11 protein-coding genes are annotated in these 13,391 nt (G+C 49.8%); all 11 read left to right on the top strand.

Features of this window, described 5'->3' with window-relative positions:
- Window positions 1-411 precede the first annotated feature (411 nt).
- The 11 genes from flgK (at window position 412) to C9I98_RS11565 (ending at window position 13,308) form a co-directional block, all read left to right on the top strand.
- On the top strand, window positions 412-2,295 hold the full coding sequence (flgK, locus tag C9I98_RS11615) for a flagellar hook-associated protein FlgK (protein WP_107272011.1): 1,884 nt from the start codon (window positions 412-414) through the stop codon (window positions 2,293-2,295).
- Between the two features lie 15 nt (window positions 2,296-2,310).
- Window positions 2,311-3,501 carry a flagellar hook-associated protein FlgL gene (flgL, locus tag C9I98_RS11610; RefSeq protein WP_036824308.1) on the top strand — a complete coding sequence of 397 codons (1,191 nt, stop codon included), beginning with the start codon at window positions 2,311-2,313 and terminating at the stop codon, window positions 3,499-3,501.
- Between the two features lie 303 nt (window positions 3,502-3,804).
- Window positions 3,805-4,953 carry a flagellin gene (locus tag C9I98_RS11605; RefSeq protein WP_107272010.1) on the top strand — a complete coding sequence of 383 codons (1,149 nt, stop codon included), beginning with the start codon at window positions 3,805-3,807 and terminating at the stop codon, window positions 4,951-4,953.
- A gap of 226 nt (window positions 4,954-5,179) precedes the next feature.
- Window positions 5,180-6,328, top strand: a complete 1,149-nt coding sequence (locus tag C9I98_RS11600) for a flagellin (RefSeq protein WP_107272009.1) — start codon at window positions 5,180-5,182, stop codon at window positions 6,326-6,328.
- A 64-nt stretch (window positions 6,329-6,392) separates the two neighbouring features.
- The gene (locus C9I98_RS11595) at window positions 6,393-6,851 is read left to right on the top strand and encodes a flagellar protein FlaG (protein ID WP_036821038.1); all 459 of its coding nucleotides are present in this window, start codon (window positions 6,393-6,395) and stop codon (window positions 6,849-6,851) included.
- 16 nt (window positions 6,852-6,867) lie between these two features.
- Complete coding sequence (fliD, locus tag C9I98_RS11590; protein ID WP_036821035.1) at window positions 6,868-8,247, top strand: flagellar filament capping protein FliD; 1,380 nt, start codon at window positions 6,868-6,870, stop codon at window positions 8,245-8,247.
- A 22-nt stretch (window positions 8,248-8,269) separates the two neighbouring features.
- Window positions 8,270-8,554: a flagellar rod protein FlaI gene (locus C9I98_RS11585; RefSeq protein WP_036821032.1), complete on the top strand. Its 285-nt coding sequence runs from the start codon at window positions 8,270-8,272 to the stop codon at window positions 8,552-8,554.
- 15 nt (window positions 8,555-8,569) lie between these two features.
- Entirely contained in the window at window positions 8,570-8,971 is a 402-nt protein-coding gene (gene fliS, locus C9I98_RS11580; protein WP_036821041.1) for a flagellar export chaperone FliS, read from the top strand.
- A gap of 261 nt (window positions 8,972-9,232) precedes the next feature.
- The gene (locus C9I98_RS11575) at window positions 9,233-10,690 is read left to right on the top strand and encodes a sigma-54 dependent transcriptional regulator (protein WP_107272008.1); all 1,458 of its coding nucleotides are present in this window, start codon (window positions 9,233-9,235) and stop codon (window positions 10,688-10,690) included.
- Window positions 10,691-10,837: 147 nt separating this feature from the next.
- Window positions 10,838-11,911, top strand: a complete 1,074-nt coding sequence (locus C9I98_RS11570; protein WP_036821026.1) for a sensor histidine kinase — start codon at window positions 10,838-10,840, stop codon at window positions 11,909-11,911.
- Window positions 11,908-13,308, top strand: coding sequence for a sigma-54-dependent transcriptional regulator (locus tag C9I98_RS11565; protein ID WP_036821023.1), 1,401 nt, complete (start codon window positions 11,908-11,910; stop codon window positions 13,306-13,308). The genes C9I98_RS11570 and C9I98_RS11565 overlap by 4 nt, the downstream gene beginning before the upstream one ends.
- Window positions 13,309-13,391: the final 83 nt, after the last annotated feature.

Raw genomic sequence — 13,391 nt, 5'->3', positions numbered from 1 at the left:
CAATACTAATTAATAGGTGAATAAATCGGTGTTTTACTGAAAATTTCGCATAAGCTCGAATTAGCATTCCTTTGCCCTCTCTTCGTCGTAGTTGTGTTGGCTTTCTTTATTATTGTTAACCTTATTATTAGCGTGGCTATGCAGGGATGGGAATATAATTAACCTTTTAATTACCTGTTGTGATAGTTTGATCACAATGATCTTTTTTTGTTACCACTTGTTACTTGCTGCTACGTGCTAACAAACACTTCCCCTATTTAGTGATGACGTTTCTGTCGATATACTCGGCAAGAGCTTGCCTCTATAAATCTTTATCCCATTAAAATTCAAGCGTTTAAATTAAAATAAAAGTTGGAATGTATTTTGCATTACTAAGTTGGATAGAGATTTTTTCCTGGAACTGGAGGCTACATGGCGTTTGACCTGCTCAATATGGGCACGCAAGGTGTGTTAACTGCTCAGCGGCAGCTTAATACCACCAGCCATAACATCAATAATGTTAATACCGAAGGGTATAGCCGCCAGTCAGTCGTACAAAAAACCAACGATCCTGTGTGGTGGGGGGGCAACCAGTATGGTACTGGCGTGCATGCGGCAGAAGTTCGCCGCGGGTATGATCAGTTTGCCACCAACGAGCTGAACCTCACCACGACCAACTTGAGCTACGCTACCGAGCGCGAAGGCCAGCTGGGCCGGCTGGATAATATGTTGGCGAACAGTGCCAAGAAAATCCCCGAAGACATGAATAGCTGGTACGACGCGGTTAAGGCAATGTCAGATACCCCGAACGACATGGGGGCACGTACTGTTGTACTCGAAAAATCCAAGATGGTTGCTGCGGGTCTCAACGACAATTTCAATGTCTTGTCGCGCCAGAAATCAGAAACGAGCGAAGTACTTTCAAGAACCCTAAACCGCGTTAATGATATCGCCAAAGAGCTGGTGGATGTACACAAGGCACTGGTTAAAACACCCATTGCCGGGCACGACAACGATTTGCTTGATCGCCACCAAAATTTAATCAATGAGCTGTCCGAATACACCAAGGTGACGGTGACCCGTAAGAATGATGAGAGCTTTAACATCATGATTGGCAGTGGCCACACATTGGTTTCGGGCACGGAAGCCAGTGAGCTGCGGATGGTGAACGGCAAGCCTGATCCCCAGCAAACGCGCTTAGCCATTGTTGAAGGACAATCCCTAAAGGTCATCAATAATGAAGACATCGGCGGCAAAATGGCGGCCTTGTTCCAGTATCGTGACGAGACTCTTAACCATGCAATGGATGAGATTGGCCGTATTGCGATGGGCTTCTCGCATTCGGTTAATGAGCTGCAGCAGCAGGGCCTTGATTTGAATGGTCAGGTGGGTACCGAGATGTTCCGCGATATGAATGACCCAGCGATTGCCGCTTCTCGCGCCATGCTTCCAGCAGGTTCTGATGCCAAGCTTAAAGTGTTTGTTGAAGATCTCAGTGCAGTGAAGGTTGGCGAATACGACCTAACCTTCGACGGTAGCCAGCACACCTTGGCACTCCCTGACGGCTCCAATCAAAAAGTGATCCCAAGCGGCAATCCGCCTGCCTTTTCGGTGGATGGCTTCCGGGTAGAGATGGACGCGCCAATGCGCGCCGGCGAGAAGATCATCCTTCGCCCGACCCGCACGGCGGCAGGCGATATCAGTGTGGCAATGACCGACCCGGCAAAAATTGCCGCCCAGAGTTATCTAAGCTCCGCGACGAAAACCCAAGGTGAAGCCGACTTCAGTATCACCGCCAAGGGTGGGCTGAGCGAGTTCCAAGTCGCGGTTTCACCCGATGCCAGCCAATTTGCCGTGCTCGATATGAAAGGCAACATCTTGCAGCAGCCATTGCCGTACCCACCAGCGGGTGAAGTCGTGGTGGGCGGGACAGGCTTTACCTTATCTGGGGGCGCTGTTGGGGGGGATGTGTTTGCCGTGAGCTTGAACCCAGCAGACGGTGATAACGGCAACCTGATAAAAATGCAGGGGCTGCAAACGAACAAATTTATGGATGACGGTCGCTCGACCGTGATTGACGTATACCAAGGCCTGAATACCGAAATGGGCGTGCAAAAGGCATCGGCTGCCCGTCTTAAAGAGGTGGGTATTGTTGAGAAGCAGGCGGCTGAAGGGCGGGTGGCAGAAATTGCCGGCGTTAACCTCGATGAGGAAGCGGCCAATATGATGAAGTTCCAACAAGCCTACATGGCATCGTCGCGGATCATGACGGTGGCCAATGAAACATTCGACACCTTGCTTAATGCATCCCGTTAAGGAGACTGACTGATCATGATTAGCCGAATTGCCAGCTTCCATAACTACCAGAATGTTGCCAACGACATGAATCGCCAGCAGGTGAAAGTTGCGGAAAACCAACAGCAACTTGCCTCGGGTAAGCGGCTGCTTACTGCCGGTGATGATCCAGTGTCATCGATTTATATCCAGAACTTTGACCAGCAGAACACCCAGATAGATCAGGCGGTGAAGTCCATCACCTTGGCCCGCAACCGCCTGAACAACGAAGAGGCGGCCATTTCCGAGGTGGAAAACCTGCTCGATGAAGCCAAGCGTAAGTCGATGATGATGGTGAACGGTTCATTGTCTGGCGATGACAGGGTAGCCCACAAGCAAGATATGCAGGGGCTGTTCAACTCGTTCATGAATGTGGTAAACGCCAAGGATGAGTCTGGCAATTTTGTTTTTGCCGGTAACCAGTACAGCAAGCAACCGTTCTTCCGCGACAACAACGGCAATGTGAGTTACGCCGGTGATAGTTACCAGCGAATGGCCAAAATTGCCCCTTCGGTTGAAATACCCGTCAATGATGCGGGTGACAAGCTGTTTATGGAAGTACCTAACCCTTATGGCGATTACCAGCCGGACTATGAGCTGCAGAGTGGATCTTTGTTGTTGTTATCGCAGGCTAAGAATACCAACAACCAAGATCAATCGGCCTACCGGATTGAGTTTGCAACCTCGGATGCCGGTACCTCTTACCAGTTATTCCAGAATGGCAACATGGTGAGCAATGCGCCTTATGATCCGAGCGTGGGTATCCAGTTTGGTACATTGCAGGTCGAGCTGGAGGGCGAGATCAAAAATGGGGATGTGATTGACTTATCCCGCCAGGAAAGCGTCAACATTTTTGATGCCTTCCGCCGCAGTATCGAACTATCGGACAGCGATGTATCCGATGCCTCGGCAACGGCAAAGTTGCACCAGGCCGCAGCTGAGTTATCGGAGGGCTTTAAGCACATCAACCGAACCCGCTCTGAAATCGGTACCCGATTGCAAACCCTGGATCGCCAGGAAGATATGCACCAAGACTTCAAGATTGTGATGAGCCAGGCGCGAGGCACACTGGAAGATCTGGATTATGCCACGGCGGTGATTGAGCTCAATGAAAACATGATGGCCTTGCAAGCGTCGCAGCAGGCGTTTGCCAAGACCAAAGACTTAAACCTGTTCAACTATATCTAGCGCGTAACAGGGGAAGTATTGCCAGTTACATGGCAACACTTCATAAAAAACGGCAAATTTTGTAAATGAGATGGCACCAAGTTGCCGTTTAAACGCAAAAAAATGCAATTCTAGCCTTAAGCTTATGAAAAACTGGTAATTTAAAGTTGGCATGAGGTTTGCATTTAGGTGCTTGGTGGCAATGGTTTATCGTGATATTGCCAAAAGAATTCATTATTTATAGCTGGCCCCGCTTCATTGTCTTTGAGTTTGGATGTTGCGGGTAGGCTGTTCGCTTAATAGCGAAAGTCAAAGGAGAGAAAAATGGCTGTAACTGTTAACACTAACGTCTCTGCCATGACTGCGCAGCGTTACCTGGGCAAAGCAACCAGTGATCTGAATACCTCGATGGAACGTTTGTCGACAGGTAGCAAGATCAACAGTGCTAAAGACGATGCGGCGGGTCTACAGATCTCGAACCGTCTTGTTGCGCAGACGCGCGGCCTTAACGTGGCAATGCGCAATGCAAACGACGGTATCTCGATTGCTCAAACCGCAGAAGGTGCGATGCAGGAATCGACCAGTATCCTACAGCGTATGCGTGATCTGTCGCTGCAGTCGGCAAACGGTGCAAACTCTGATGAAGATCGCGTGGCGATCCAGGAAGAAGTTAACGCACTGCAAGACGAGCTAAACCGTATTGCAGAAACCACTGCATTTGGTGGCCGTAAGCTACTAAATGGCACTTTTGGTGAAGCAGCATTCCAGATCGGTGCCGATTCTGGTGAAGCAATCATCATGGGTATGGACAGCGTGCGTGCCGACTACGACAAAATGGGCGGCAGCCTATTGCAGTCAACCACGCCTGTGCAAGCCGGTGCTGAACTGGGCGCGGATTCACCGATTCAGTTTAGCGTGACAGACAGCTTGGGTAACGTAAGCACTGTTGACGTGACGCTGGTGGCCGGTGATGACATCGAAGAGATCGCAACGCGAATCAATGGCCAGAACGACAAACTGAATGCGTCAGTGGACGAAAGCGGCCAACTTCAGGTGTTCTCTGGTGAAGGTGCCGTTGCGTTGGCAACGGGTAGCATCACAATGAACAATGAAGATGGTACAACCACGGCGGTTGACCTATCAGCACCAGCAACGGCAGTGACTGTGGCTTCAATTGATGTTGAAACCGTTGGTGGTGCACAGAGTGCTGTGCCAATCATCGATGCGGCGCTGAAGTACATCGATAGCCAGCGTGCTGACTTGGGTGCCAAGCAAAACCGCCTTGGCCACACCATCAACAACCTGGCCAACGTGTCTGAAAACGTGTCGGCTTCTAACAGCCGTATCCGCGATACTGATTTCGCGAAAGAAACCACGGAAATGACCAAGAACCAGATCCTACAGCAGGCAAGTACGTCTATTCTTGCCCAGGCGAAGCAGGTACCTCAGGCGGCAATGAGCCTACTGCAGTAAGCTTTTCGCTTAGGAATCAATCTGAAAACGGCAAGAGGCAACCTCTTGCCGTTTTTTTATTGCCTGGATTTTATGAATTAGATCACGTTTTATTTTCTTTATAAAAAAAATCGAAAAAAGTCTTAAAGGTTTCTGAACTCATGCCGTTACAGACCATGTACAAAGAATAACAAGGTTTTTCCGGCTGGGCTGGTCAAGCCATTTTGAATACACAAGGAGATACATTATGGCAGTTACAGTAAATACTAACGTTTCTGCAATGACCGCTCAGCGTTACCTGGGTCAGGCGACTGACGCAACAGCAACTTCGATGGAGCGTCTTGCAACGGGTAGCAAAATCAACAGTGCAAAAGACGATGCTGCAGGTCTTCAGATCTCTAACCGTTTGACAACTCAGAGCCGTGGTCTTGACGTTGCCGTACGTAACGCAAACGACGGTATCTCAATGGCGCAAACTGCTGAAGGCTCAATGCAGGAAACCACTAACATCCTGCAGCGTATGCGTGATCTATCGCTACAGTCTGCTAACGGCTCTAACTCGCAAGAAGACCGTGATTCAATCCAGCAGGAAGTTACCGCACTACAGGACGAGCTAAACCGTATCGCAGAAACGACCTCTTTCGGTGGTGTTAAGCTTCTAAACGGTACTTTCGGCTCTCGTTCATTCCAGGTAGGTGCAGACTCAGGTGAAGCGGTTCAAATGAGCTTCAACAACATCCGTGCTGACGAAGCGAAAATGGGTGGTAGCCTACTGGTTTCAAGCAATGCTGCGACTGCAGATTCTACGCTAGACGCTGATACTGCTATCGAGCTATCTGTAACTGACAGCGCGGGTAATGCAACAGCGATTAATGTTGGCCTGGTTGCCGGTGACGACATCGAAGAAATTGCAACTCGAATTAACGGTCAGAATGACCAGATCAATGCGTCTGTTTCAGAAAACGGCGAACTACAGCTATTCTCTGACGCAGGTACTGTTGGCGTGACGACTGGTACTATCGCAATGACTGATGCTGCTGGTAATGCAGTAGACGCATCGATTGCAGGTACAGCCGCTGATACAACGGTTGCACAAGTTGATGTAACGTCAGTAGGCGGTGCTCAGCAAGCGGTTGCTGTACTTGATGGCGCGATGAAATACATCGATTCTAACCGTGCAGAGCTAGGTGCTTCTCAGAACCGCCTAAGCCACACTATCAACAACTTGAACAACGTTAATGAAAACGTGAACGCGTCTAACAGCCGTATCCGTGACACTGACTTTGCGAAAGAAACAACTAACATGACCAAGAACCAGATCCTACAGCAGGCTTCTACTTCTATCTTGGCTCAAGCAAAACAGGCGCCGCAAGCGGCACTAAGCCTACTAGGTTAATCCCTCGCAATAGCGGCAAGGTGTTACCACCTTGCCGCTTTTCGCTTTAAAAAGGTGAGAGAATATGGATGTCAAACCCGTTTCTACTTCTTCCTCTTCCTTTTCTTCTCGTACATCTTCCAATTCACAATCAGCCGTTGGCACAAATATTGCTAATAAAACGGTAAGTCATTCTCAAGGGACACCCCTTGCCACCTCGGGTCAACAACAGGCAACCAGCAAAAGCAGCGATGGCGGCCACAGCGATGTTAGACGTATCGAACAATCGCCGAATGTTGAAAAGCAGCATCAAATGCAGCGCGAGGAATTGGAAAAGGTGGTGGAACGCATCGAGGAGTTTGTCGGCTCTACTATCAATAAAGGGCTGTCGTTTCGAATCGATGAAGAATCTGGAAAGAACATTGTCACGATTTATGACAAGCGGACCGGTGAAGTGGTTCGTCAAATTCCGGATGAAGACTTGCTAGTGCTGTCCCGCCGGCTAGCGGCAAATTCGGGGGGGTTGGTAACGACGAAAGTCTAGTATTTCGAGGTAGTCAATGAACATAGGCGCAGCAGCCACCGCTTCCGGTCTTGATATCAACACCATGGTGAAAACCATCGTTGATGCTGAGCGTACGCCCAAAGAGGAGCGTATTAATCGGCAGCGCGAGAGTATTGATGTCAGCGTCAGTGCCTATGGCAAGCTGAAAAGCGCATTGGATGAAATGAAATACATGATGGCGGATTTTCGTCGTAATCACACCCTTGCAGCCCGTACCGTCACCAGTGACAACACAGATATCATCACGGCATCGGCTAATCATGAAGCCATTCCGGGCAAGTACAATGTTAAGGTCGAGCAACTCGCGCAATCGCATAAAATCGTATCGGGCACTTTTGATGAAAACCAAAAGCTAGGTGCCGGTAAGATGACGGTTTCGCTCGGGGGAGGCATGTTTGATGTCGAGATCCCTGAGGACGAAAGCAAAATTATTGACGTTGTACGCTTAATCAACCGCCACCCTTCAAATTCCGGGGTCATGGCATCGGTGATTAAGGACGATGTCGGGGCAAGGCTGGTGTTGACGGCCGATAAAAGTGGTGAGCAAAACCAAATCAAGGTCAGGGTGGATGCGCCCGTCACGAGTACGTTGCAAAAATTTGGCTTCAACCCCAATAGCGACCTCAATTCGATGACCGAAATGCAGGCAGCTGGCGATGCCAGGGTACTGATTGACGGCTTGGCGGTCGTGACCAGCGATACCAATACCATTGAAGATGCGATTGATGGCGTTGACCTAAATTTGCTGGCGGTGCCGGAAGCCAAAGACGGGGTTGTTCCAAAAGATATCTTGGTTGATGTGGCTTACGATCGTAATGCTGTGGGCGGTGCGATTGAACAGTTTGTGAATGCTTACAACCAGTTTTTTTCGGTGTCGCAAGAGCTGGGTAAGTTTGATCCCGAGACCCAAGAAAAAGGGCCGCTGGTAGGCGACAGTATTGTTCGTACCGTGGATAACCAACTGCGTAATGCGTTTGCGTCCCCGGTTGAAGGTGCTCCTGAGTCGATCAAAACCTTGAGTGAGCTCGGGGTGATGACAACGATGGAAGGGCGGCTGGAAATTGACTATGACGTCTTGGATCGCCAGCTGGAGCAAAACTTTGCCGATGTCGGTGAATTTTTTGGCAGCCGTGACGGCTTTGCCCGCAAGATTGAAGACTTGATCCACGCTCACACCGGCATCACCGGCAGTATCAAAGGGCGCCAAAACAGCCTCAATGATCAGAATATGCGCCTTAACAGTGAACAGACAAGGCTAGACCGCCGTATGGAGAGCGTGCAAAAGCGTACCCATGACCAGTTCACCGCCATGGATAACGCCATGGGACAAATGAAAAGTCAGTTGAACTCGATGATGAGCATGATGCCGTCATAACGACGGGGCTGCGGGAGTCGAGATGAAAAAATTGGAACAGATTGATCAGCAACTTGAGTGGGTACTGGCGGCGTCGGACGACGTTGATTCGGTACAGCTTCAACAACTGTTGGAGCAACGCGAGTTGGTGTTACAGCAATTGATGGCTGAGCCTGACAAGCTGGAAAAGCAGCGATGGCAACAAGCTATAGAGCGTACGTCGGGAATACTTGAGCGTATCCGCCAGCATCGCGAACGATCGGCAGCACAAGTACAGCGACTACAGCACGGGCAACGCTCGATGCAGGTTTACAATAAATTTCGGTAGGTTAGAACAATGGCAATGAGAGGATCTCTACAGGCTTACAAGCGAGTCTCGGTAGATAGTCAATTAACATCGGCATCACCACACCGTGTGATTTCTATGCTGATGGCAGGGGCAATTGAGCGCTTGATCCAGGGCAAGGCAGCAATGGAGCAGGGTTCGATCGCTGTTAAGGGCGAACGTCTAGGCAAGGCGTTGGACATTGTGATCAGCTTGCGCAGCTGCTTATCGATGGAAGATGGGGCGGAAATCGCCACCAACCTTGATGCACTGTATGATTTCATGATCCAGCAGATCTACAAGGCTAACCAAGAAAACCAGCCAGAGCCGCTTGATGATGTCATTGAAATGCTTCGCGAGATCAAATCGGCATGGGATCAGATCCCAGCGGAGTATCACAATATGACGCAACTCGGCTAATTGCCTTTGGTACGTTAGCACCCACCGTCAAAAACAGCCAGAATCCACGCTGGTTTGTATTTTCCTTTGTACTGGGGTCACAGCTTTTGCGTGTCCCCAGTTGCCTTATCCTGTGCTTTTATTACAATGTCCTAATTATTTGGTCGTTGGTTCTCGGTGATCTCACATTTTTCGGTGTAAACTAATGCCGAATGTGGTGTCATATTTGGTCTACAAGCCATAAATAGAATAAATCCTATAAAGGCAGGCAATATCTTTCCTATGCAAGCTTTAGCTAAAACTCTCGTTATTGATGATGATCAACAGCATCGCCATGATCTAAGTGTCATTTTGAACTTTGTTGGTGAGCAGCATGAAACATTGTCATCATCCGAGGTCGATAATTCGCTGTGGGAAAATGCGTGGGGAGCCTGTTTACTGGGTAATATTAGTTCCGGTAAATTGTTGAATCGAATTCTCGATTTTCTTCGCATTCATAACCACATCCCCGTGATTGCATTGGCCAATCACGACAGTGAGCTGGCTGGGCTACCCAATTATGTGGGGTCTTTAGAGTTGCCATTGCATTATGGTCAATTTACCGATGCCCTTCGTCACTGCCAAGAGTTCCTTGGTAAACGCGCATTCCAAACGCCCCAGCTAGGACGTAAAAATACCTTATTCCGTAGTATGGTTGGCCGCAGCGAAGCGATCAGCCAGATCCGCCATTTGATTGAGCAAGTGGCAGCAACCGATGCCAGCGTACTGATTCTGGGTGAATCTGGCACCGGTAAAGAAGTTGTCGCACGTAATATCCATTACCATTCATCACGAGGCAAGGGGCCGTTTGTCCCTGTCAACTGTGGTGCCATCCCGCCAGACTTGCTTGAAAGTGAGTTGTTTGGCCATGAAAAAGGCGCGTTTACCGGCGCGATCTCGGCACGAAAAGGTCGCTTTGAGTTAGCCGAGGGCGGCACGCTGTTCTTGGATGAAATTGGTGATATGCCGTCTTCAATGCAGGTAAAACTCCTGCGCGTGCTCCAAGAGCGCAGCTTTGAGCGTGTTGGCGGCAGCGAAACCATCAAGGCGAATGTCCGTATTGTGGCCGCGACTCACCGCAACTTGGAAGACATGATCAGCGAGGGGAAATTCCGCGAAGATCTTTACTACCGCTTGAATGTTTTCCCAATCGAGATGCCGGCACTGCGTGAGCGCATCGAAGATATTCCGTTGCTGCTGCAAGAGTTGCTTGCTCGAATGGAAGCTGAAGGGGCGAAGCCTATTCACTTTACCCCGCGTGCGATTACCTCTTTGATGGATCACGATTGGCCTGGCAATATCCGTGAGCTGGCGAACTTGATTGAGCGGTTGATTATCCTCTACCCGGGTGAAATGGTGGATGTGAGCCATTTGCCGATGAAGTATCGTTACAGCGAACTGCCTGATTTCCAGCCGGAGGATAACTTCTTGTCGGTCGAAGATCAGGAGCGTGCCGCTTTGGCTGACATGTTTGCCAGCCATTATGCAGAGCCTGAGGATCAGGCTGGCATGAACGATTTACCACCGGAAGGGTTGAATCTGAAGGAAATGCTCGCTGAACTTGAAGTAGAGATGATCCGACAGGCATTGGAAGCACAATCTGGGGTCGTTGCGCGCGCTGCCGATATGCTGGGTATGCGACGTACTACTCTTGTTGAGAAAATGCGTAAATATGGCCTGAGCAAAGAAGCACTTCGCTAGGCTGTGACTACCGGCGGTGTCAAATTCTTGGCGCCGTCAAATTTCTTTTCCCACTTCCAACACCCTGATAAAATTAGTTTTTTATTGGCATAAATTATGCTTACCTACCATTGGTAATTATATTTTTGCGCGTATTTCGGGTATTCAATGGAAGAGAGTCATTCCTCGCTAGGTACACTGGCACAACAAGTTGGTCGATATCAACAAGCTTTCGATGTGATGCCATCAGGGGTGATCTTCCTTGATTCTGCAGGTATCGTGCGCGAAGCCAACCCCGAGGCTTACCGCTTGTTGGGGGAGCCGCTAGAAGGTGAGCGTTGGTTCCAGGTGATCCAACGGGCTTTCTCGCCCCGTGAAGATGATGGCCATGAGGTCTCGCTGCGAAATGGTCGCCGAGTCAAGCTGGCTATTTCCGCGTCAGAAAGCGGACAGCTTATTTTTATGACCGACATGACGGAAACCCGGCTATTGCAGTCCCGTATCAGTGAAATGCAGCGCTTGTCGTCACTGGGCAGGATGGTTGCGTCTTTGGCCCACCAGGTGAGGACGCCGCTGTCGAGTGCCATGTTGTATGCCAGTAACTTGGGTTCGCCGAACCTCAATGCGGCAACGCGTGATCGCTTCCAGACCAAGCTCGTTGATAGACTCCATGATCTGGAAAAGCAGGTCAATGACATGCTGCTGTTCGCCAAAGGCGGTGATAACAAGGTTGTTGAGCGTTTTAGCCTGGAAACTTTGCTGAATGAACTTGAGGCCATGGTCGAGACCCAAGTGTTGAGCAATCAGGTGGATTTCAGCATTGATTGTGATGATGAGCAGCAAGAAATACTGGGCAATGCCAACGCGTTGGCAAGTGCGGTGAGTAACTTGATCACCAATGCGATTCAGATGGCGGGCAAGCAATGTAAGGTGGCATTGAAAGCCGTTATTCATGAGCAGTGGGTACATATCGCCGTGTTGGATAACGGGCCGGGTGTTGCGCCGGACATGCAGCAGAAGATTTTTGAACCCTTTTATACCAGCCGTCAGCAAGGCACCGGGCTAGGCCTTGCGGTGGTGCAGACGGTAGTGAATGCCCACAAGGGGCGGCTGTCATTGGAGTCAGAGCTAGGGAAAGGGGCCTGCTTTACAGTGACATTGCCGTTGGCCGAATTGAATATAGCACCAGACAGTCCGACAACTGATAACCAACAAGAACAAAAAACTGGAGAACAACAATGAATCAGAGCCGCGTATTGGTTGTTGAGGATGACGAAGGCTTGCGCGAAGCGCTAGTCGATACCCTGGCACTGGCAGGTTATCAGTGGCTAGAAGCTGACAGTGCCGAACAGGCATTGTTGTTACTGAAGTCTGAACCTGTTGATATTGTTGTTTCCGATGTGCAAATGGCAGGCATGGACGGTTTGGGTTTGCTGCGCAGTATTAAGCAGCATTGGCCTAAATTACCGGTGTTGCTAATGACCGCCTACGCCAATATCGAAGATGCGGTTTCGGCGATGAAAGAAGGGGCCATTGATTACATGGCTAAACCTTTCGCTCCCGAAGTTTTGCTTAATATGGTTAGCCGCTATGCACCGGTTAAAGCTGAATCGGGACAAGCGATAGCGGCCGATCCGAAATCGATCAAGCTATTGTCTTTGGCGGAAAAAGTGGCCAAGACCGATGCGAGCGTGATGGTCTTGGGGCCGAGTGGCTCGGGCAAAGAGGTGATGTCGCGCTATATCCACAGCCATTCTAATCGTCATGATGGGCCGTTTGTTGCCATTAACTGTGCGGCAATTCCGGATAACATGCTGGAAGCGACCCTGTTTGGTTATGAAAAGGGCGCATTTACCGGTGCGGTACAGGCATGTCCGGGTAAGTTCGAGCAAGCGCAGGGAGGCACCATCTTGCTTGATGAAATTAGCGAAATGGATTTAAACCTGCAGGCCAAGCTACTGCGGGTACTGCAAGAGCGTGAAGTCGAGCGGCTAGGTAGCCGAAAGAGTATCAAGCTTGATGTTCGTGTGCTGGCAACCAGTAACCGCGACCTTAAACAATACGTCAGTGAAGGCAACTTCCGCGAAGATCTGTATTACCGCTTGAATGTGTTCCCGATTGCCTGGCCTGCATTGGCAGAGCGCACGGGGGATATTGCCCCGTTGGCAACTTACCTCATCGAGCGCCATTGCATGAAGCAGGGAATGCCCGTGCCCCAGCTAGATAACACAGCCTTGGCAAAGCTTCAGCAGTACAGCTGGCCGGGGAATGTTCGCGAGCTAGACAATGTTGTCCAACGTGCTTTGATCCTGTGTGACGGCCATGCCATTCACTGCGAGCATATCCTGCTCGAAGGGCTAGATTGGCTGGATGCGGGTGGCTTGCAGCACGTGGTTGAGTCGGCGGTGGTGCCGAATGTGGTCCCTGCTCAAGAAACAGAAAAGGGCACGATGCAGCCAGCTGCTGCAGAAGGGTTAGGAAATGAGCTGCGAGAACAAGAGTTTTCCATTATTCTAGACACCATTCTTGCCTGTAACGGGCGTCGTAAAGATGTTGCCGAGAAATTGGGGATCAGCCCGCGCACATTACGCTATAAATTGGCGAAAATGCGTGATGCTGGAATTGACATCCCAGTTTAAGCATCACTTAGCGTACTATTTTACGGCATACTGCTAATAAATTAGTTAATTAGCCGTGTGCCAAGAATATATTTTTTATATTT

Source organism: Photobacterium sanctipauli (assembly GCF_003026495.1).
Classification (GTDB): Bacteria; Pseudomonadota; Gammaproteobacteria; order Enterobacterales; family Vibrionaceae; genus Photobacterium; species Photobacterium sanctipauli.
The sequence above is the reverse complement of the archived record's forward strand: the minus strand, read 5'-3'. Positions and strand labels throughout refer to the sequence as shown.